Source organism: Pseudomonas sp. TH49 (assembly GCF_016650625.1).
GTDB lineage: Bacteria > Pseudomonadota > Gammaproteobacteria > Pseudomonadales > Pseudomonadaceae > Aquipseudomonas > Aquipseudomonas fluorescens_H.
Genome location: NZ_JAEKFL010000002.1, coordinates 2,417,505 through 2,436,266 on the forward strand (window position 1 = coordinate 2,417,505; position 18,762 = coordinate 2,436,266).

The following is an 18,762-nucleotide window of genomic DNA, read 5'->3' on the forward strand; positions in this document are numbered from 1 at the left end:
GTCAGGTCAAACGCGAGAAGCGAACAGCGCCTGATGCTCGCGGCACTGCTCCGCCGTCAGCATGAACACGCCATGCCCGCCGCGCTCGAATTCGAGCCAGGCGAAGTCGACTTCCGGGTACAGCGCCTCGACGTGCACCTGGCTGTTGCCCACTTCAACGATCAACAAACCCTTCTCGGTCAGGTGATCGGCCGCTTCGGCGAGCATCCGCCGTACCAGGCTCAGACCGTCATCACCGCAGGCCAGGCCCAGCTCCGGTTCGTGCTGGTATTCATCCGGCATGTCGGCGAAATCTTCCGCGTCAACGTACGGCGGGTTCGACACGATCAGGTCAAAACGCTGCCCCGGCAAACCATCGAAACCATCGCCCTGCACGGTATAAACGCGCTCATCGACGCCATGACGCTCGATGTTCTGATTGGCCACTTCCAGCGCTTCGAACGACAGATCCGCCAGCACCACTTCGGCGTTCTGGAATTCGTAGGCGCAGGCAATGCCGATGCAACCGGAACCGGTGCACAGGTCGAGAATCCGCGCAGGCTCGTCGCCGATCCACGGTGCAAAGCGATTTTCGATCAGTTCGCCAATCGGCGAACGCGGGATCAGCACGCGCTCATCGACGATGAACGACATGCCGCAGAACCACGCCTCGCCCAGCAGGTACGCCGTCGGGATGCGCTCTTCAATGCGGCGCTTGAGCAGGCGTTGCAGGTTGACCAGTTCGTCGTCTTCCAGCGCACAATCGAGGTAGCTGTCGGCAATTTCCCACGGCAGGTGCAGGGCACCCAGCACCAGTTGCCGGGCTTCATCCCAGGCGTTGTCGGTGCCATGACCGAAAAACAGATCCTCCCCATGGAAGCGGCTGACGGCCCAACGGATGTGGTCGCGCAGGGTACGAAGTCGGGAAGTGATCACGGGGCAGAACTCCAGAAAAAACGACTGACGATTCTACCAGCCAAAACGCCCGCCGACGACGCAGGAAAATCAGCGGAGCGACAGTAGGACTTTTCTGATTTTTGCATCAGCTATTGAACAGAACGTGTAACTTGACAAGGCTGCAGGCCAGTAACGACGGCGCCTACGATGGTAGCGGTTCACAGAACCGCTCAGCCAGAGGACAATGCCGCAAAAGCCCCACCCCAAGGAGCCCCGAATGTCCGTTCCAAAAACGATGTTTCAACTCAGCGGCCGCGGTTACGCAGCGGCCACCCTGAGCCATGCCACCGTGGTCATCATCGATGCCCAGAAAGAGTACCTCAGTGGCCCGCTGGCCCTGAGCGGCATGGACGCGGCCGTCGCGAACATCAAACAACTGGTCGCCGCGGCCCGTGCAGCCGGTCGGCCGATCGTGCACGTGCGTCATCTCGGCACCGTCGGTGGCCTGTTCGACCCGCAAGGCGAACGTGGCGAGTTCATCCCCGGCCTTGAGCCACAGGGCGATGAAACCATCATCGGCAAACTGCTGCCGAGCGCGTTCCATGGCACCGAGCTGCTTGATCGCCTGCAAAATCTCGGTTCGCTGGACCTGATCGTCTGCGGCTTCATGAGCCATTCCAGCGTCAGCACCACCGTGCGCGCGGCGAAGAACCTGGGCTTCCGTTGCACCCTGGTCGAAGACGCCTGCGCCACCCGTGACCTGCCGTTCAAGGGCCGCGTGCTCAGCGCCGCCGTGGTGCAGGAAGCGGAAATGGCGATCATGGCCGACAACTTCGCCACCCTCGCCCTGACTCAAGATCTGATCTGATCTGCTCTGATGAGCGGCTCACCGCGCCGCTCATCCGCAAAAGCCTCGCATTTGCTTCAATTGCCTTAGCCTCAGGAACAACCCGGTCAACTCCCGGTCGAAGGGCCGATACCCATTGAGGAAGGTCGGAATGAAGTTATCCGATGGATTTGACGCACGCCGCTTGCGGCCCAAAGGCCAAAGCAACTGGCGTTTTCGATTCGGCGCAGCGATCGCCGCCATTCTGGCGACGTTCGGTGTGCTGCTGGCGATGGCCGGTGCCGCCAGCCTGCTGGGGCGCCCGCCGGCGCTCGGCGACTTGAATGCCACGCCGACGGGTTCGGCGATCATTCTGGCGGTCGGTTTGTTGTTCCTGTACTTCGGCGTGGCGCTGTGGCGTCGATGCCGGCGTCGCGCCCGGCAATCGCGGGAACTGAACATGTCCCCGCACCTGATGAAAAAACACGACTGAGGTGATGGCCTGGCTTTTTGCCGGGCCGTTTTGTTTCGACTTGGGTAAACTGGCCGCCCTTCGCGGAGGCTGACATGCAAGACGACGATTTTTCCCTGTTCAAAAGTGCGATCCAAGGCGTCAAGCCGATCAAGCACGACCGCGCCGACACCGGCAAACCCAAGGCTGACCGCGCGCGGATCGCCAAGCTGCGCCAGTCCGCCACCGTGCGCACCGACACCACCACCGTGGATGGCCTGTCCGATCAGTTCGTGATCGACGTCGGCCCCGAAGACGAGTTGATGTGGGCCCGCGACGGGGTGCAGGAAAGCCAGATGCGCAAGCTCAAGATCGGCCAGATCCCGTTCGAAGGCAGCCTCGACCTGCACGGCATGAACGTAGAGAAGGCCCGGGAAACTCTCTGGGCCTTTCTCGCCGAAGCGACCAAATTCGAAATCCGCTGCGTGCGCGTCACCCACGGCAAGGCCGTGCGCCTGGACGGCAAGCGGCCGATGATCAAAAGCCACGTCAACACCTGGCTGCGCCAGCATCCGCAAGTGCTTGGTTTCACCTCGTGCCAGGCGAAACATGGCGGTGCCGGTGCGGTTTACGTGATGCTCAAACGCACCATGATGGAAGGCCGCGACGAATAATCGCGTTACACCGAACTTGCAGGGTCGTGTCCGCCACCGTACCCTTGCCCTTTGCGAAAATCCCCACAGGTAGTTTCATGTCCCTGGAACAGAATTACACCGAGATTTCGAGGTATCCAATTAGTTATCAGGAACAATAAAATCAAGAACCGGGACAAAAACAGTGCCTGTCCAATCATGGCCAAACACGGTTCTTGATACGAAAATTGTTGCGCGATCTTGCTTCGCTGTCCCGCACGCGGAGTCACACCGCCCACAACGATGCGGGGCAGTAACGGTCACTTGTATCCAGACCTGCACACGGTCATCTGGAACGATGACATTCAACGGATGAACTGCCCATTACCTAGGCGACTTACGCCAGTTCAAGCCACGATTTTGATTTTGATAGTCTTTCCCTGATTAGCTCCCTGGCCACCCCGAGACGCCGTTGGCATTTGTTGTAAATTTCAACACTTTAGATTAACCTCGCGGATTCGCCCCGTATCAGAGCTGAGCATGGATTTTCCTTCAATCGGGGATGCACCCCAGTATCTTGAAGTGGCTACCGGGTGTGCGCATTTCCTCCTAGGCAGCGATGACCCAGGCGCTACCTGTTATCACGCCTATCGCCCCATCGGCATTGTGCTTTACTACGCCATCCCGTTGCTGTTCACGAATGATCCAATTCTGGTGAGCTATATCACTCTGTTCCAGAATCTGCTGTTCTTTGTGCTGCTGATCTACGCTGGCCTCACGCTTCTGCGGCGATTCTCCAACTTCGAGAACGGCGCTTTGCCGCCGGATGTACAGAGACGACCACTTATCGGCGATGTTTCGCTGGTGATTCTGATCACACTGTTCTCAATCGGCTACATCTCAGTGCGTCTGTCCGACCTTCAAAGTCTGACGCTATTTCTGCTGTCATTTTGTTTTTTAAGCGCTGATGGACTTAACCCAACGAAAGGCAAGGCGCTCGTGGCAGGGATACTGCTTGGCGCCTCGATCCTGATGAAGCAGAATTTCGCAGTAAGCGCGGTGTTGATCGTGCCACTATGGCTTGCCCTGATCAGCAGGCGCGATATTAAATCCGCACTTCCACCACTCATCTGTTTTTGTTGCGGTACATCGCTGGGTTTTGTGCAAATCTTGTGGGTTTATCTGCACTCAGGTGTGCCGTGGCTATACGACTTGCGCGCTATGGCCGTATTCGATCCAGCCAATCGTCAGCCCTATGTCGAACTGGCCGTGTACATGGAGCCGACACCGGTTGTTTATTTCTCGAAGCTTGCAGCGCAGGTTCCAGAGATTCAATATTTCGCCACAAAGTTCTGGATCGGCCTTTCCAAATTCTACTGGGCGGTTTACTCGGGACAGCCGCCGGCCGACGCATTGGCGCCGATAATCGACTATACAAGTGCCGAGATCACCGGCACCGTGATCGCATTTCTACTGGTTGCGATCCTGTCTTTTGCCTCGATTGCGTCTGGCCAGCCGTGGCTCGCGGTACTGGTAATCACCGCGTTCTGTTCGGTATCACTCAGTATGGCAATTGCACACGTCGAGAACCGCTACTTCTACCTCCTGCGTGTCGTGTACGCGATCTACTTTATTGTGCTCGCACGTAGCGCGCTCGCGCGATGGAGGCGCCGACGTGCGCCAGTCGTGCCTGCAGTGGCGGAACGACAATGACCAAAAAAGTCGCCATTCTCCAGTCGAACTACGTACCGTGGAAAGGTTACTTCGATCTGATCCGATCAGTTGACGAGTTCATCCTGTACGACGAGGTACAGTACACAAAGAATGACTGGCGCAATCGTAATCGCATCAAAACCCAAACCGGCGTGCAATGGCTGACGATTCCCGTCCGCCAGGACCGACTCGGACAGAAGATCAGCGAGACGCGAGTAGTCGATTCTCGTTGGGCAGCACGGCACTGGAAGACGATCGCTGGCAATTACTCGCGTGCGCGTCATTTCGAAAAACATGCTGCAATCGTGGAAGCGTGGTACAGCGAAGCCGGTGCATTCGAGCTACTGTCGGACATTAATGAGTTTTTTATTCGCAAGATCTGCGCGACGCTCGATATTGCAACGCACATTACTTCATCCAGAGACTATGTGCTTGAAGGTGACCGCGTCGAGCGGCTCGTGGGCATCTGCCAGCAGGCGGGCGCGGATGTTTATCTGTCCGGGCCAGCCGCCAGTGATTATCTCGACGAAACACTGTTTACCAATGCAGGTACGCGCGTGGAATGGATGCACTATGACGGTTATCCGGAATACACGCAGCTCTTTCCACCGTTCGCGCACGGCGTGAGCATACTCGACCTGCTTTTCAATACAGGTCCCGAGCATGCAGCCTTTATGAGGACCCGATGATGTTGAAACTCTCCGTGGTGACCAGCCTTTATCGGTCGGCACGCTACATCGACGAGTTCTATCGCCGCATTGTCGCTGATGCGCAAAAACTCACATCGTCTTTTGAGATTGTGTTTGTCAACGATGCATCTCCCGACGACTCACTCGAATTGGCGCGCCGGTTGTGCAAATCTGATTCCCGCGTCAGGGTGATCGATCTCGCGCGCAACGTCGGTCAGCATCGCGCCCTGATCACCGGCATGCGCTACGCAAGCGGCGAGCGTGTTTTCGTAATCGACGTCGATCTCGAGGAAGAACCGGAGAATCTTGGCCACTTCTGGCACGAGATGGACGAGGACCCGGAAACCGATGTGGTGGTAGGCGAACTCGAGAAGAAGACACTTCCGTTTGCAAAAGCCCTCACCAGCGACTTCTTTTACAAAGTGTTCAACGCGCTCTCGCCGGTGCAGGTATCAGATCGCGATATCGTCTCGCGGCTCATGAAACGCAGCTATGTGAGCGCTCTGCTGCAGTACGGTGAAACGGAACTGTTTCTTCCCGCAGTCTGGAAAGATGCGGGATTCAGACAGAAGCGCATCGTTGCGACAAAAATATTCGATGGCAACTCGTCGTACACCTTTCGCAAGAAGTTAACGATGGCAATCGACGCGATCACGTCGTTCAGCAGCAAGCCGCTTACCGGGATCTTCTACCTGGGCCTGCTTTCGTCAGGTATCGCGACGACAGTGATTCTCTACCTCCTCGCGCGAAAGCTGTTCTGGGGGCATGTGTTTCTCGGGTGGACGTCACTAATGGCCGCGCTGTTTCTGATCGGCGGCGTCATTATCTTCTCGATTGGCGTGGTCGGAATCTACATATCCAAGATCTTCCTCGAGGTGAAGAGGCGACCGACTTCGCTGGTTAGAGCCATTTATCATGACAACCGCGTTCACGCCCCACCTGCGAGTGATGAATCGTACAGGGAGCGCGAATGGCAGGATTGATCATCTTCGGCGCGGGACCGTTTGCACAACTGGTGTACCGCTACGCAACAAACGATCTCGGCATGCAGGTTCACGCATTTACAGTCGACGAATCGTATCTGCCCGACGGAATCTTAGAGCTCGACGGCATACCATTACTCGGCTGGCAAACAGTGTGCAATCGCTTCGCACCCGCTGACGCGATGGTGTTCGTTGCAGTTGGCTATCGAAGCATGTTGGCAAGGGAATGCGTATATCGCTCGATCAAACAATGCGGCTACCCACTTGCCAATCTAATGCATCCGACCGCGTGGATCGCCGCCGATGCGGTTATCGGGGATAACGTTATTGTCATGCCTGGCGCTGTCATCGAGACGGGCGTGAAGCTCGGCTCGAATAACGTAATCTGGTCGAACGCCACCCTGTGCCACGACAGCAAAATCGGCGATCACAATTTCATCGCCGCCAACGCGACGCTCGGCGGCAATGTCACGATCGGTGCTCGCAACTTCATCGGCTTCTCAGCCGTGGTGATGCAAGGCAGGCGCATCGGCGACGATACCCTGATTGGCGCCCAGTCGATGATCAATCGCGACACGCAAGACCTCAGCGTCTACGTTGGCGCGCCGGCGCGGCGGCTACGCACACTCGATCCGGCAACAGCTGTAACCGTCTGCGATCAGGTGTGAGTACGTGATGACATCACAATCGCGCGCGTCGCTCGCCCAGTTGCTTCGTTATGGCCTCGTCGGTGGGGCCGTGAATTTAGGCGGCTATCTCCTGTTTCTATTGATCACCTGGCTCGGTATGGAGCCGAAGGTAGCAATGACGGTGCTTTATGTTGTGGGCGCGAGCGTCGGATTCTGGAGCAATCGCAACTGGACATTCGGTCACCGCGGCCGCATCGGTGGGCCGGCAGTCAAGTACTTCGGCGCTCATGCATGCGGATATCTGCTGAACTATTTGATTCTCTCGATCTTCGCTGACCACCTGCACTTTCCATATCGAGTTGTGCAGGCCGTGGCGATACTAGTGGTTGCGGGCTTCTTGTTCGTCACATTCAAGTTTCTTGTGTTTCCTCGTCCAGACCCGATCACCAGGAGCAACCCGTGAAGCGGTGCCTCAGTTGCGACACGTTGTACCCAGTCAGCGATATGGCCTGCCCGGCCTGCCGCTGGCAGCCGGCACTGGAGAATGGGCTGCCGACATATGCGCCAGCACTGAGTGCGGAAAGCCCTGGCTTCAAGGCAAGCCACTTTGCCGAGCTCGCTGCGGTCGAAGCCGGTAACTTCTGGTTCGAAGCTCGTAATCGGCTGATCATTTGGGCGCTACGCCGCTATGCGCGCGACTTTGGCTCGTTTCTTGAGGTGGGCTGTGGCACCGGCTATGTGCTAACCGCGCTCGCCGCGGCTTTTCCGCAAGCACGCGTCGCAGGTAGCGAGATTTTTTCGGCAGGGCTTTCGTTCGCAGCAAACCGTCTGCCCGGCGCTGGCTTTATGCAAATGGACGCACGTGACATTCCGTTCTCTGGCGAGTTCGGCGCGATCGGAATGTTCGATGTGCTCGAACACATCGTGGAGGACGAAACGGTGCTGAGCCAGGCATACGCCTCGCTAAGACCGGGTGGTCATCTGCTGCTGACCGTGCCTCAACATCAGTGGCTGTGGAGTGCCACCGACGAGTACGCATGTCATGTGCGCCGCTACGCGGCCGCCGATCTGCACGCGAAGGTGCGCGCCGCGGGATTCTCGATCGTCCGTAGCACATCTTTCGTCGCAATGCTGTTGCCTCTGATGATGCTGTCGAGGTTCAGCCGTCGCGGCGTCGATGCTGAAGCAGCTGGAGCAGAACTCAGTGTCGCACCGTGGTTGAACCGCCTGCTCGGCGCGGCAATGGTGGCCGAAGCGCGGATGATCCGCGCGGGCCTCGATCTCCCGGTGGGCGGTTCACGTTTTCTCATTGCAAGGAAGATATGATCCACATCCCGTTCAATAAGCCGTATATGACAGGGCAAGAACTTGCCTACATCTCCGACGCGCACGCAAATCTGCAATTCGCGGGCGATGGAGCATATACAAAACGCTGCCATGCATGGCTCGAAGCGCGCACGGGCGTCGCGCGAGCGCTGCTCACGCATTCATGCACGGCAGCGCTAGAGATGAGCGCCATACTCGCAGGAATTAGGCCCGGCGACGAAATCATCATGCCGTCCTATACATTCGTATCGACCGCAAATGCGTTCGTATTGCGCGGCGGTGTGCCGGTGTTTGTCGATATTCGCGCGGATACCCTAAATCTCGACGAGCGTCTCATTGAGGCCGCGATCACGCCGCGCACGCGTGCGATTGTGCCGGTGCACTATGCGGGCGTTAGTTGCGAGATGGACTCGATCCTCGCAATCGCGCGGCGTCACAACATCCTCGTGATAGAGGACGCGGCGCAAGGCGTAACGTCTACATATCGAGGAAAGCAACTCGGCAGTATCGGCGATTTTGGCACGTACAGCTTTCACGAAACCAAAAATGTGATCTCCGGCGAGGGCGGTGCGCTGCTCGTCAAAAAGCCGGAGAGCGTACTGCGCGCCGAGATCATCCGTGAGAAGGGTACGGACCGGAGCCGCTTTTTTCGTGGCGAGGTCGACAAGTACACATGGCAGGAGGTCGGCTCGTCGTTTCTGCCTGGCGAACTGACAGCGGCTTTTTTGTGGGCGCAACTGGAGCAGTCCGACCGCATCGGGAGAGAGCGCCTCTCGTCGTGGCACTATTATCATGAGTGCCTGGAGGCCGCCGAGGCGGCTGGCATCCTGCGCCGCCCGATCGTGCCCGACACTTGCACGCATAACGGACATATGTACTACGTGCTTCTCGCCGCGGATGTGGATCGCGACGCAGTCCTCCAACGCATGAAGCAGTATGGTATCGGTGCAGTATTCCACTATGTGCCGCTGCACACGGCGCCGGCGGGTCGCGCTTTGGGGCGTGCGCACGACGCGCTGGATGTCACCGAAACGCTACCTGCGCGACTCATCCGTCTGCCGTTATGGGTGGGATTGACACATAACGAGCAGAACGAAGTAATTGACGTGCTGTTGCGCTCCATAGACCTTGCCAAACGGTAATCAGATGTAAGTAAGTGGGCAGGTCGAATGCAATAGACAAGTCTCGACCTATGGTCGGGGACGATCGCCCACCCTGCACAACCGTAGACCAGAGGCCATAACAGATCGTTAGGGTCGGTCGGGTAGAACCGGGAGGAGTCGACTGGCTTGCCGGCCACGACTGCCTCCTGAGTTGCGGATGTATTTGCCAGTCGCCCCCCCCTATTCACGATCGCCATTGCAGACGTTATCTGCTCTGGGGGTATCGGCGCCTACCCGGCGAAACCCGAGCGATTGCCGCATGCCGCGCTATCGTCGCAGCGAAGATCGGCAACACTTTCAGCACTCCCGCCGAATTAATCCAGTTATAAGCCCAAATCTACGACTCACCGCCTGCCGGTGAACGGCAGACGAGAAAAATGGCGGGGCTACTGCGCATTCAACGATTGAGCAACAGGCTTTACGGGCTCGTTTCTAAATAACCGTTTAATAAAACGGGTATGAAGCTTGCGCTCAAACCAACCAAAGGCGCAGCCACCAATAATTGAGCACAGCATAAAAATCGCAAAAACCCCAGAGAATCGCATTTCCACATTACGGGCTTTAAACAGGGCAATCAAAGCGCCTATGATTATCATATGAACAAGATAAATACCGTACGAATAATCTCCCAACCGAGTAACGATCGAAGGGAAATTTATCTGCTTCGAAGCAGCAATCAAACAGACAAAGCTGAATGACTGCATAATAAACATCGGACCAGGCGAGGGAAGTTTCATATTATTGCTCACTGCCCAAGTGCAAATTGCAATCAAAACCAGGTAAACAGGTGGGATTCGTTCAAATCTTGAAGACCCGCCAATCGAAGCAACCAATCCAGCGATAAAAAAGATCGGATAAGGCGTTATCAGGATCCCCCACCCCGGCTGAGCAACCGGTGCAAAAGCCTGTGCGGTATCGATGTCACCAATAACCTTATAGGCATCAACAACGACAATCAAAGATAGCCAAGCAGCGCAGAACCACAACATATTCTTGCGAGATACTCTCATCAGCATCAGCGTAAATACAAGCACATAAAACGCCATCTCATAACAGAGTGTCCAGTATGGAATTTTATAGCTATTATTTACTTGCAGTGTAGGCAGTAGTAACGCAGACCTGAAATCAAAAGCCCAATCAACACCAAGCGGAACCAAAACCAACCAACTAATAACTATGGCCAACCAGTAGGGCGGATATACTCGTGCAATTCGATTCCAAAGAAACATCTTACCTTGATCCAGACACATCCCCATGACATAGCCAGATATCACAAAAAACAAACTAACACCCATACGACCAAAGTTAATCATCAGAAACGGCTGATAGTCTATTCCTTTAAAGTAACAGGTAAAAAATGTCACGTGCTGGAAAAGAACAAAGAAACAAGCAAGTAACCGTAGGGCCTGTATCCCGCCCACATAGTTTTTCTGCATTTACTTAGATTCCATTGTGGTGATTAACGAGTGACGCCGAGTGCGGCGGATGAATCATCGAAGTCGCATGGGTCGGTCATTATCACACTTAAGTGGGTCGCATTCCAAAAAATCACAGTAAAAGTGCATCTCCCCCTACCAGCCTTGGCTGGACTTCTAGAGACCGTTCGCGGGTACGGGACTTCTCTAGCGTATGCCTGACAGGCCGCGAGGGCGATGAGCCCCCGGTCGCCGTCATCGGTGATGCCGATAATTCGTCAAACATGCGTCGGGGCAATTTCGGCTCTTGCGAGGCCATGAACCACCCCGCCGTTGACGGTGGTGGCTGACCTCGATCCGTTACCGGTACCGGCGGTGGCATCGAGTAGGACTGACAGGCGCAGATCAGCAAAGGCAAGGCAGTCGCAGGCGACCTTGATCACGGCGGATACAAATGCAGCCATTGATAGCATGACGTCGCTGATGCTGAGCAAAACGGTGGCCAATACCGAACAGCTGACGCTAGGCGTGAAACGCCTGGCTATCCAGTGCTTGCCCACGGTGTTGGGTACCGCAGTGAAAGGCAGACTGATCAAGAACTTCGAGTTCATTCACTGGTCGAGCGCGCCCGACAAATACTTCCAGGCTGCATTGACCGAATTGGGGATTCGCGCCCGCCGGCCATACAACTGCAGACACACATACGCTACCATGTGCCTCATGGCGGGTATGAACCCTGCGTTTATTGCCACTCAGCTCGGTCATAGCGTTCAGATGTTGCTATCGACTTACGCCCGATGGATCAACTCCAGCATTGATTGGGGTGAACTCGGTAGACTCGAAAACAGCTTGATTGGTACAAAATTGGTACAGACTGAAACAGTACCCCTCTGAAACCCTTATGGAATCAGCCCCTGTGACACTGGAACAGAACTACACCGCGATTCTCGGCCAACTGGGCGAGGACGTGTCCCGCGAGGGCCTGCTCGACACGCCAAAGCGTGCCGCCAAAGCCATGCAGTACCTCTGCCGCGGTTATGAACAGACGCTCGAAGAGGTCACCAACGGTGCCCTGTTCAGCTCCGACAACAGCGAAATGGTGCTGGTCAAGGACATCGAGCTGTACTCGTTGTGCGAACACCACCTGCTGCCGTTCATCGGCAAGGCGCACGTTGCGTATATCCCGAGCGGCAAGGTGCTGGGCCTGTCGAAGGTCGCGCGGATCGTCGACATGTACGCCCGCCGCCTGCAGATTCAGGAAAACCTCAGCCGCCAGATCGCCGATGCGGTGCAGCAAGTCACCGGCGCGCTGGGCGTGGCCGTGGTGATCGAGGCCAAGCACATGTGCATGATGATGCGCGGTGTCGAGAAACAGAATTCGTCGATGATCACTTCGGTGATGCTCGGTGAGTTCCGCGAAAACGCGGCAACCCGCAGCGAATTTCTCAGCCTGATCAAGTAATTCGCGGCACGAAGAAAACCGGCATTCATCGCCGGTTTTTTTTCGCCCGCAAAAAATCGGGTAAGCTGCGCGCCCTTCTCTCTTTGCACCGTGAGGCTTTCAACGTGTTCGTCAAAGCGCTTCGTGTCGGCCTCGGCCAACTGATCATCTTCATCGACTTCATTACCCGCCCGGGCAAGAAACAGCGTCCGGCCGAAGTTCAGGCGCAGGTCAACTCGGCCGCCAAAGACCTGACGCTGTACCAGTTCCACGCCTGCCCGTTCTGCGTGAAAACCCGCCGCACCCTGCGTCGCTTGAACGTGCCGGTGGCACTGAAGGACGCGAAGAACAACGAGCATGACCGCCAGACGCTGCTGGAACAGGGTGGCAAGATCAAGGTGCCGTGCCTGCGCATTGAAGAGAACGGGCAGACGACCTGGATGTATGAGTCCAAGGTAATCATTGATTATCTGGATAAGCGGTTTGCTGCTATCTGAATGATTTTCGGTGTCCTGAGCGACGCCTTCGCGAGCAAGCTCGCTCCCACAGGGGGCGGGTCACGCCTGATTGCTTACCAAGCTAACTAAATATTCATCTACTGTTGGTCGATTTGCCGGCTGCCACAGTCACGGCGGTCTATTCTGCGAGAAGCAGAGCCAGAGGCGCATTCACCTGCCATACGGGCTCACCCACGCTCCCACGGACAGGCAGTCGATCAAGCGCTCACGGCCCGTTCCTCGCTCGTATCGCTGTCCGCTCCGTTGCCCGGACAATCGCAATGCATGCACTGGTACGTATCGCGCTGGGAAAACCGTATACCTTTGTGGTGCTGGCGATTCTGATCCTGATCGCCGGTCCGCTGGCGGCGCTGCGTACGCCCACCGACATCTTTCCCGAGATCCGCATTCCGGTGATCGCGGTGATCTGGCAGTTCACCGGTTTATCGCCCGACCAAATGGCCGGACGGATCACCTCACCGTTCCAGCGCGTATTGACCACCACGGTCAACGACATCCGCCACATCGAGGCGCAGTCGCTTAACGGCTTCGGGATCGTGAAGATTTTCTTCCAGCCCAACGTCAATATCACCAACGCCAACGCGCAAGTGACTTCGGTGTCGCAAGCGATCCTGCGCCAGTTGCCGCCGGCGACCACCCCGCCGCTGATCCTCAACTACAGCGCCTCGACGGTGCCGATCATTCAACTGGCGTTGTCCGGCAAGAATCTGAGCGAACAACAACTGGGCGATATCGGCCTGAACACCGTGCGATTGATGCTGACCACTGTCGCCGGAGCGGCCATCCCCTATCCGTTCGGCGGCAAGAGCCGGCAGATCCAGATCGACCTCGACTCGGCCGCCATGCAGGCCCGCGGGCTCTCGGGGCAGGATGTCGCCAACGCACTGGCCACGCAGAACCTGATCACCCCGGTGGGCACCGAAAAAATCGGCGACTATGAGTACCCGCTGCTGCTGAACAACGCGCCGACGGACTTCAAGGACCTGCAGGATTTACCGATCAAGACCGCCAACGGCACCACAGTGCTGATTCGCGATGTGGCGACCGTGCGTGACGGCAATCCCCCTCAAACCAACATCGTTCACGTCAACGGCAGCCGCTCGGTGCTGCTGACCATTCTCAAGACCGGGTCGGCCTCGACCCTTGGCGTGATCGACGGTATCCGCAACAAACTCGCCGACTCCAAGGCTGCGCTGCCTGACAACCTGAAAATCGAGTTCATCGAGGATCAGTCAGTGTTCGTCCGCGCGGCGATCAGCAGCGTGGCCAAGGAAGGGATCATCGCGGCAGCCCTGACCAGCCTGATGATTCTGCTGTTCCTTGGCAGCTGGCGCTCGACGATGATCATTGCCGTGTCGATTCCGCTGTCGATTCTGGCCTCGATCGCGACCCTCGCCGCCCTCGGCGAAACCCTCAATATCATGACCCTCGGTGGCCTCGCCCTGGCAGTGGGGATTCTGGTGGATGAAGCGACGGTCACCATCGAAAACATCAACTGGCACCTGGAACAGGGTAAAGAGGTGAAGACCGCGATCCTCGACGGTGCCGCGCAAATCGTCACCCCGGCCTTCGTTTCGCTGCTGTGCATCTGCATCGTGTTCGTGCCGATGTTCTTCCTTGAAGGCATCGCCCGCTATCTGTTCGTGCCGATGGCCGAAGCGGTGGTGTTCGCCATGATCGCTTCGTTCCTGCTGTCGCGGACGCTGGTGCCGACCATGGCCAACTACCTGCTCAAGCCGCACACCAAGGAGGAACAAGCAGCGCACAATCAGCGTTCGCGCAATCCGCTGGTGCGTTTTCAACGCGGTTTCGAGAAGCGCTTCGAGGCCGTTCGCGATCGCTACCACGCGATGCTGGAAACCACCCTGCACCACCGGGGAATTTTCGTTGTGTGCTTTTTCGGCTTCGTGCTTTTGTCGTTTACCCTCGTGCCGTTTCTGGGGCGCAACTTTTTTCCGGCGGTCGATGCGGGACAGATCCTGCTGCATGTACGCGCGCCGGTCGGCACCCGCGTAGAGAAGACCGCCGAGCTGATTTACGACGTCGAGAACGCGATCCGCCGCATCATCCCACCCGCCGATCTCGGCTCGGTGGTCGACAACATCGGCCTGTCTATCAGCGGCATCAACATCACCTACAACAACACCGGCACCGTGGGTTCGCAGGACAGCGACATCCACATCAAGCTCAATGACGGTCACCGCCCCAGCGCCGACTATATGCGGCAGATTCGCGAGCAACTGCCCAGGCAATTTCCCAGTCTGGTGTTTTCCTTTCCACCGGCGGATATCGTCGGGCAGATCCTGAATTTCGGTGCGTCGGCGCCCATCGACCTGCAGATCCAGGGCGGCAATCAAGTCGCCAATTTCGCCTACGCCAATACCTTGTTGCGTGAGATCCGGCGAGTCCCGGGAGTGGCCGATGCGCGCCTGCAACAATCCGAGCAACTGCCAACCTTTCAGGTAAACGTCGACCGCACCCGCGCGCAACTGGTGGGCATCACCGAACGCGATGTGACCAACAGTCTGGTGGTCAACCTCGCGGGTTCGAGTCAGGTGGCGCCGACGTACTGGCTCAACACCGCCAACGGCATTTCTTATCCGATCGTGATGCAGACGCCGCAATACAACCTCGACTCGCTGTCAGCGCTGAACAACCTGCCACTGAGTCCGACCGGCGCCGGCAATGACCAGCAGATTCTCGGCGGTCTGGCGACGCTTGAGCGCACCAACAGCCATTCGGTGTTCAGCCAGTCGGAATTGCAACCGGTGGTGGAGATTTTCGCGTCGACTCAGGACCGCGACCTTGGCGCCGTGGCGGCGGATATTCAGGACATCATTAATGCCCACGCCAAAGATGTTCCGAAGGGTTCGAAAGTCGCCCTGCAAGGCCAGGTGCAAACCATGAACAGTGCGTTCAACGGCATGCTCTACGGCTTGCTCGGCGCGGTGGTGCTGATCTATCTGGTGATCGTGGTCAACTTCCAGTCGTGGCTCGATCCGTTCGTGATTCTCATGGCGTTGCCGGCGGCACTGGCGGGGATTGTCTGGATGCTGTTTCTCACCCACACGCCATTGTCGGTGCCGGCGCTGACCGGGGCGATCATGTGCATCGGGGTGGCAACCGCCAACGCGATTCTGGTGGTCAGTTTCTGCCGCGAGCGCCTCGATGCCCATGGTGACTCGGTCAGTTCGGCACTGGAGGCCGGGTTCACCCGTTTTCGCCCGGTGCTGATGACCGCGCTGGCGATGATCATTGGCATGACCCCGATGGCCCTGAGCCTGGGAGAAGGTGGCGAGCAAAACGCGCCACTGGGTCGGGCGGTGATCGGCGGGCTGTCCTTTGCCACGGTGGCGACGTTGTTCCTGGTGCCGATCATTTTCAGCATTGTTCACGCCCGAGACGCCCGCGAGCCGGCCCCGGCCGCTGACGCGCCACTGCCTCCTGCCCCGGAGGGCGCCTGACATGACTGACGAGCACATTGCCCCGGACACCCCTGCGCCCCAGCGGCGCAAGCACAGTCTGTGGCGCATCGCATTGACCGGGCTGGTGCTGGTGTTGATCGTCATCGCGTGCATCATCTGGCGCGTCAGCGAATCGCGCACGCTCAAGGACTGGACCGACAAACAGGCCGTGGCCAACGTGGTGCTGATCTCGCCAAGCATCGCCCCGCAAGGTCCGGTGCTGAATCTGCCGGGACGGCTGGAGGCGTACTCCCGCGCCTCGATTTTCGCCCGCGTCAGCGGGTATTTGAAGTCATGGAAATTCGACATCGGTGCGCCGGTCAAGGCCGGTCAATTGCTCGCCGAAATCGATGCCCCGGAGCTTGATCAACAACTGCTGCAAGCCCGCGCCGACCTCGCCACCGCCCAGGCCAACGAGTCGCTGGCGGCGACCACGGCGAAGCGCTGGCAGGCGATGCTGGCCTCCGATTCGGTGTCGCGCCAGGACGTTGATCAACGCAACGGCGACCTCAGCGCCAAGCAGGCGCAGGTACTGGCGGCAAAAGCCAACGTCGACCGATTGGTGGCAACCAAAGGCTTTCAGCGTCTGGTAGCGCCGTTCGATGGCGTGGTGACCGCGCGCGAAACCGATGTCGGCGCGCTGATCAACGCTGGCAGCGGCAGCAACGGTCCCGAGCTGTTTGTGGTGTCCGATGTCAGCCGCTTGCGGGTTTATGTGCAGGTACCACAGAATTTTTCGCCATTGGTCCGTGCGGGGACCAGCGCCAATCTGACCGTGCCGGAATATCAGAAGGAGCAGTTTCCGGCCAAGGTCATCGCCACCGCCGACTCGGTGAATGCCACCTCCGGCACGACACTGGTTCAGTTGCTGGTGGATAACCCCGGCGGACGCCTGATCCCGGGCGGCTTCACCAATGTCGAGTTCAAGTTGCCGGTGCAGGTCAACGCCTTGCGGCTGCCGGCCAGTGCGTTGCGCTACGACGAACACGGCTTGCGCGTGGCGACGCTGGATGCAAATGACAAGGTGCGCTTCAAGACCATCACCATTGCCCGCGAGTTGGGAGATTCAGTGGAGATCGGCTCCGGCCTGCTGGCCAGTGACCGAGTGATCGATACCCCGCCGGACGGCCTCGCCGACGATGACAGCGTGCAGATCGTGCAGCCCGACAAGGGAGACAAAAACAATGGCTGAGCGCTCGGCGTTGTGCACCGCCGCGTGGGTTTTGGGCGCGGCGCTCGGGCTCAATGCCTGTTCGCTGGCACCCACCTACCACGTGCCACCGACGCCGGTTGCCGCGCCGTTTCACACGGTCGCACCGTGGACCACGGCGCAGCCTTCCGACCAGTTGAACCGCGATGGCTGGTGGCGGATGTACAACGACCCGCAGCTCGACGCGCTGCAACAGCAATTGCTGCACAACAACCCCGACCTGAGCGCCGCGCTGGCGCATTACGCCCAGGCGCAGGCGTTCGTCAAACAGGTCGAGGCCGGGCTGTTTCCGAGCATCACCGGCAATGCCCAGCCGCAGCGCATTCGCCAGTCGGACAACAAGCCGCTGCGCAATGGCGGCCCGGATGAGTACAACTCGGTGACGCTCGGGGCCGAGATCGATTACGAGGTGGATTTGTGGGGCCGGGTGCGCGACACGGTCGCCGCCGGCAAGGACGAAGCCCAGGCGCAGAAGGCTGACCTGGCCTCGGCGCGCCTGAGCCTGCAGACGCAACTGGCCGACACCTACATCCGCCTGCGCGGACTGGATCAGCAAACCCGCCTGCTGAAGGAAACCGGTGCGGCGTTCGAGAAAGCCCTGAACCTGACGCAGGGCCTGCATGACGGCGGCATCGTCTCCGGACTGGACGTGGCCCGTGCCCGCACGCAATTGTCATCGACCAAATCGCAGCTGACGCAAAACCAGGCGCAACGGGCCTTGCTGGAACATGCGATCGCCGCGTTGGTCGGCGCATCGGCCTCGGACTTCAGCATCGCCGAGAGCACTCATCCGGTGACCCTGCCGGTAGTGCCGGTCGGGTTGCCGTCAACCTTGTTGCAGCGCCGCCCGGACATCGCCGCCGCCGAGCGCCGCACCGCTGAAGCCAACGCGAAAATCGGCGTGGCCAAGGCCGCGTTCTATCCCAGCCTGACCCTGAGCGCGCAGGCCGGTTTTCAAAGTGCCGAGTACGCCAAACTGCTTTCCGCACCCAATCTTTTCTGGGTCATCGGCCCTTCGCTGTTGGGCACTATTTTCGATGGCGGCGCACATCAGGCTGAACTGGATGCAGCACGGGCCGCCACCGACGAAGCCGGCGCGCACTATCGCAGCGTGGTACTGGCGGCGTTCGCCCAAGTGGAAGACAACCTGTCGCTGGTGTCCGGCCTGGGCTCGGCACTGAAGGATCAGCGCGACGCGGCGGACGCGGCGCAGCAGTCGGAGAACCTTGCGCTGGACCAGTATCGTCAAGGGGCGGTGGGTTATCTGGATGTGGTGTCGGCGCAGACCACCGCCCTGCAGGCGCAGAGCAGTGTGCTGGATGTGCAGACCCGTCAGCTCAGCGCCAATGTCGGCTTGATCAAGGCGCTGGGTGGCGGCTGGTCGAACGAGGAGTTGGCGAGCATCGCCGCGCAGAAAGAGTGATCG

The 18,762-nt window shown here is 58.4% G+C and carries 17 protein-coding genes and 2 pseudogenes; 16 read left to right on the plus strand and 3 right to left on the minus strand.

The genetic code is table 11. From position 1 onward, the window contains the following. Positions 1-6: 6 nt before the first annotated feature. Entirely contained in the window at positions 7-915 is a 909-nt protein-coding gene (gene prmB, locus JFU48_RS27915) for a 50S ribosomal protein L3 N(5)-glutamine methyltransferase (protein WP_201138313.1), read from the minus strand. A gap of 238 nt (positions 916-1,153) precedes the next feature. Here prmB and JFU48_RS27920 point away from each other — a divergent pair, with 238 nt between their 5' ends. The 10 genes from JFU48_RS27920 (at position 1,154) to rffA (ending at position 9,267) form a co-directional block, all read left to right on the plus strand. After that, the gene (locus JFU48_RS27920) at positions 1,154-1,744 is read left to right on the plus strand and encodes a cysteine hydrolase family protein (protein WP_003223193.1); all 591 of its coding nucleotides are present in this window, start codon (positions 1,154-1,156) and stop codon (positions 1,742-1,744) included. A gap of 130 nt (positions 1,745-1,874) precedes the next feature. Beyond that, positions 1,875-2,195, plus strand: a complete 321-nt coding sequence (locus tag JFU48_RS27925) for a hypothetical protein (protein WP_003223191.1) — start codon at positions 1,875-1,877, stop codon at positions 2,193-2,195. A 74-nt stretch (positions 2,196-2,269) separates the two neighbouring features. Beyond that, positions 2,270-2,827: a Smr/MutS family protein gene (locus tag JFU48_RS27930; RefSeq protein WP_003223189.1), complete on the plus strand. Its 558-nt coding sequence runs from the start codon at positions 2,270-2,272 to the stop codon at positions 2,825-2,827. Between the two features lie 498 nt (positions 2,828-3,325). Continuing rightward, on the plus strand, positions 3,326-4,498 hold the full coding sequence (locus tag JFU48_RS27935; protein ID WP_201138314.1) for a hypothetical protein: 1,173 nt from the start codon (positions 3,326-3,328) through the stop codon (positions 4,496-4,498). Further along, positions 4,495-5,187 (plus strand): WbqC family protein, encoded by a 693-nt coding sequence (locus tag JFU48_RS27940; protein ID WP_201138315.1) that lies wholly within the window; start codon positions 4,495-4,497, stop codon positions 5,185-5,187. Before JFU48_RS27935 ends, JFU48_RS27940 begins: the two co-directional genes overlap by 4 nt. Beyond that, positions 5,187-6,170, plus strand: coding sequence for a glycosyltransferase family 2 protein (locus tag JFU48_RS27945; protein ID WP_201138316.1), 984 nt, complete (start codon positions 5,187-5,189; stop codon positions 6,168-6,170). Before JFU48_RS27940 ends, JFU48_RS27945 begins: the two co-directional genes overlap by 1 nt. Then, positions 6,158-6,838 (plus strand): acetyltransferase, encoded by a 681-nt coding sequence (locus JFU48_RS27950; protein ID WP_201138317.1) that lies wholly within the window; start codon positions 6,158-6,160, stop codon positions 6,836-6,838. Before JFU48_RS27945 ends, JFU48_RS27950 begins: the two co-directional genes overlap by 13 nt. 7 nt (positions 6,839-6,845) lie before the next feature. Next, on the plus strand, positions 6,846-7,262 hold the full coding sequence (locus JFU48_RS27955; protein WP_242486765.1) for a GtrA family protein: 417 nt from the start codon (positions 6,846-6,848) through the stop codon (positions 7,260-7,262). Further along, on the plus strand, positions 7,259-8,125 hold the full coding sequence (locus JFU48_RS27960) for a class I SAM-dependent methyltransferase (RefSeq protein ID WP_201138319.1): 867 nt from the start codon (positions 7,259-7,261) through the stop codon (positions 8,123-8,125). The genes JFU48_RS27955 and JFU48_RS27960 overlap by 4 nt, the downstream gene beginning before the upstream one ends. Continuing rightward, the gene (gene rffA, locus JFU48_RS27965; protein WP_201138320.1) at positions 8,122-9,267 is read left to right on the plus strand and encodes a dTDP-4-amino-4,6-dideoxygalactose transaminase; all 1,146 of its coding nucleotides are present in this window, start codon (positions 8,122-8,124) and stop codon (positions 9,265-9,267) included. Before JFU48_RS27960 ends, rffA begins: the two co-directional genes overlap by 4 nt. A 407-nt stretch (positions 9,268-9,674) precedes the next feature. Here rffA and JFU48_RS27970 read toward each other — a convergent pair whose 3' ends face one another. Both JFU48_RS27970 and JFU48_RS30145 read right to left on the minus strand, forming a co-directional pair. After that, on the minus strand, positions 9,675-10,724 hold the full coding sequence (locus JFU48_RS27970; protein WP_201138321.1) for an acyltransferase family protein: 1,050 nt from the start codon (positions 10,722-10,724) through the stop codon (positions 9,675-9,677). Between the two features lie 167 nt (positions 10,725-10,891). Beyond that, a pseudogene (locus JFU48_RS30145) lies at positions 10,892-11,150 on the minus strand (lysis protein); the annotation flags it as partial. A 147-nt stretch (positions 11,151-11,297) separates the two neighbouring features. Between JFU48_RS30145 and JFU48_RS27975 the strand changes: the two are divergent. From JFU48_RS27975 to JFU48_RS28000, 6 genes and pseudogenes are all read left to right on the plus strand, one after another. Next, positions 11,298-11,597: pseudogene (locus tag JFU48_RS27975) on the plus strand (site-specific integrase); the annotation flags it as partial. Between the two features lie 22 nt (positions 11,598-11,619). After that, a complete protein-coding gene (folE, locus tag JFU48_RS27980; protein WP_010456659.1) occupies positions 11,620-12,165 on the plus strand; it encodes a GTP cyclohydrolase I FolE in 546 nt (181 codons plus the stop codon). A 104-nt stretch (positions 12,166-12,269) separates the two neighbouring features. Next, positions 12,270-12,641, plus strand: a complete 372-nt coding sequence (locus JFU48_RS27985) for a glutathione S-transferase N-terminal domain-containing protein (RefSeq protein WP_003223187.1) — start codon at positions 12,270-12,272, stop codon at positions 12,639-12,641. Positions 12,642-12,922: 281 nt separating this feature from the next. Then, a complete protein-coding gene (locus tag JFU48_RS27990) occupies positions 12,923-16,126 on the plus strand; it encodes an efflux RND transporter permease subunit (RefSeq protein ID WP_201138322.1) in 3,204 nt (1,067 codons plus the stop codon). Position 16,127: 1 nt separating this feature from the next. Further along, positions 16,128-17,318 carry an efflux RND transporter periplasmic adaptor subunit gene (locus tag JFU48_RS27995; RefSeq protein ID WP_201138323.1) on the plus strand — a complete coding sequence of 397 codons (1,191 nt, stop codon included), beginning with the start codon at positions 16,128-16,130 and terminating at the stop codon, positions 17,316-17,318. Next, positions 17,311-18,759 carry an efflux transporter outer membrane subunit gene (locus JFU48_RS28000; protein ID WP_201138324.1) on the plus strand — a complete coding sequence of 483 codons (1,449 nt, stop codon included), beginning with the start codon at positions 17,311-17,313 and terminating at the stop codon, positions 18,757-18,759. Before JFU48_RS27995 ends, JFU48_RS28000 begins: the two co-directional genes overlap by 8 nt. Positions 18,760-18,762: the final 3 nt, after the last annotated feature.

Coding starts and splice junctions, on each gene's coding strand:
- JFU48_RS27935 (WP_201138314.1), top strand. CDS start 3,326: ATGGATTTTCCTTCAATCGGGGATGCACCCCAGTATCTTGAAGTGGCT.
- JFU48_RS28000 (WP_201138324.1), top strand. CDS start 17,311: ATGGCTGAGCGCTCGGCGTTGTGCACCGCCGCGTGGGTTTTGGGCGCG.
- JFU48_RS27950 (WP_201138317.1), top strand. CDS start 6,158: ATGGCAGGATTGATCATCTTCGGCGCGGGACCGTTTGCACAACTGGTG.
- JFU48_RS27940 (WP_201138315.1), top strand. CDS start 4,495: ATGACCAAAAAAGTCGCCATTCTCCAGTCGAACTACGTACCGTGGAAA.
- JFU48_RS27955 (WP_242486765.1), top strand. CDS start 6,846: ATGACATCACAATCGCGCGCGTCGCTCGCCCAGTTGCTTCGTTATGGC.
- rffA (WP_201138320.1), top strand. CDS start 8,122: ATGATCCACATCCCGTTCAATAAGCCGTATATGACAGGGCAAGAACTT.
- JFU48_RS27930 (WP_003223189.1), top strand. CDS start 2,270: ATGCAAGACGACGATTTTTCCCTGTTCAAAAGTGCGATCCAAGGCGTC.
- JFU48_RS27920 (WP_003223193.1), top strand. CDS start 1,154: ATGTCCGTTCCAAAAACGATGTTTCAACTCAGCGGCCGCGGTTACGCA.
- JFU48_RS27970 (WP_201138321.1), bottom strand. CDS start 10,724: ATGCAGAAAAACTATGTGGGCGGGATACAGGCCCTACGGTTACTTGCT.
- JFU48_RS27945 (WP_201138316.1), top strand. CDS start 5,187: ATGTTGAAACTCTCCGTGGTGACCAGCCTTTATCGGTCGGCACGCTAC.
- JFU48_RS27995 (WP_201138323.1), top strand. CDS start 16,128: ATGACTGACGAGCACATTGCCCCGGACACCCCTGCGCCCCAGCGGCGC.
- JFU48_RS27925 (WP_003223191.1), top strand. CDS start 1,875: ATGAAGTTATCCGATGGATTTGACGCACGCCGCTTGCGGCCCAAAGGC.
- JFU48_RS27990 (WP_201138322.1), top strand. CDS start 12,923: ATGCATGCACTGGTACGTATCGCGCTGGGAAAACCGTATACCTTTGTG.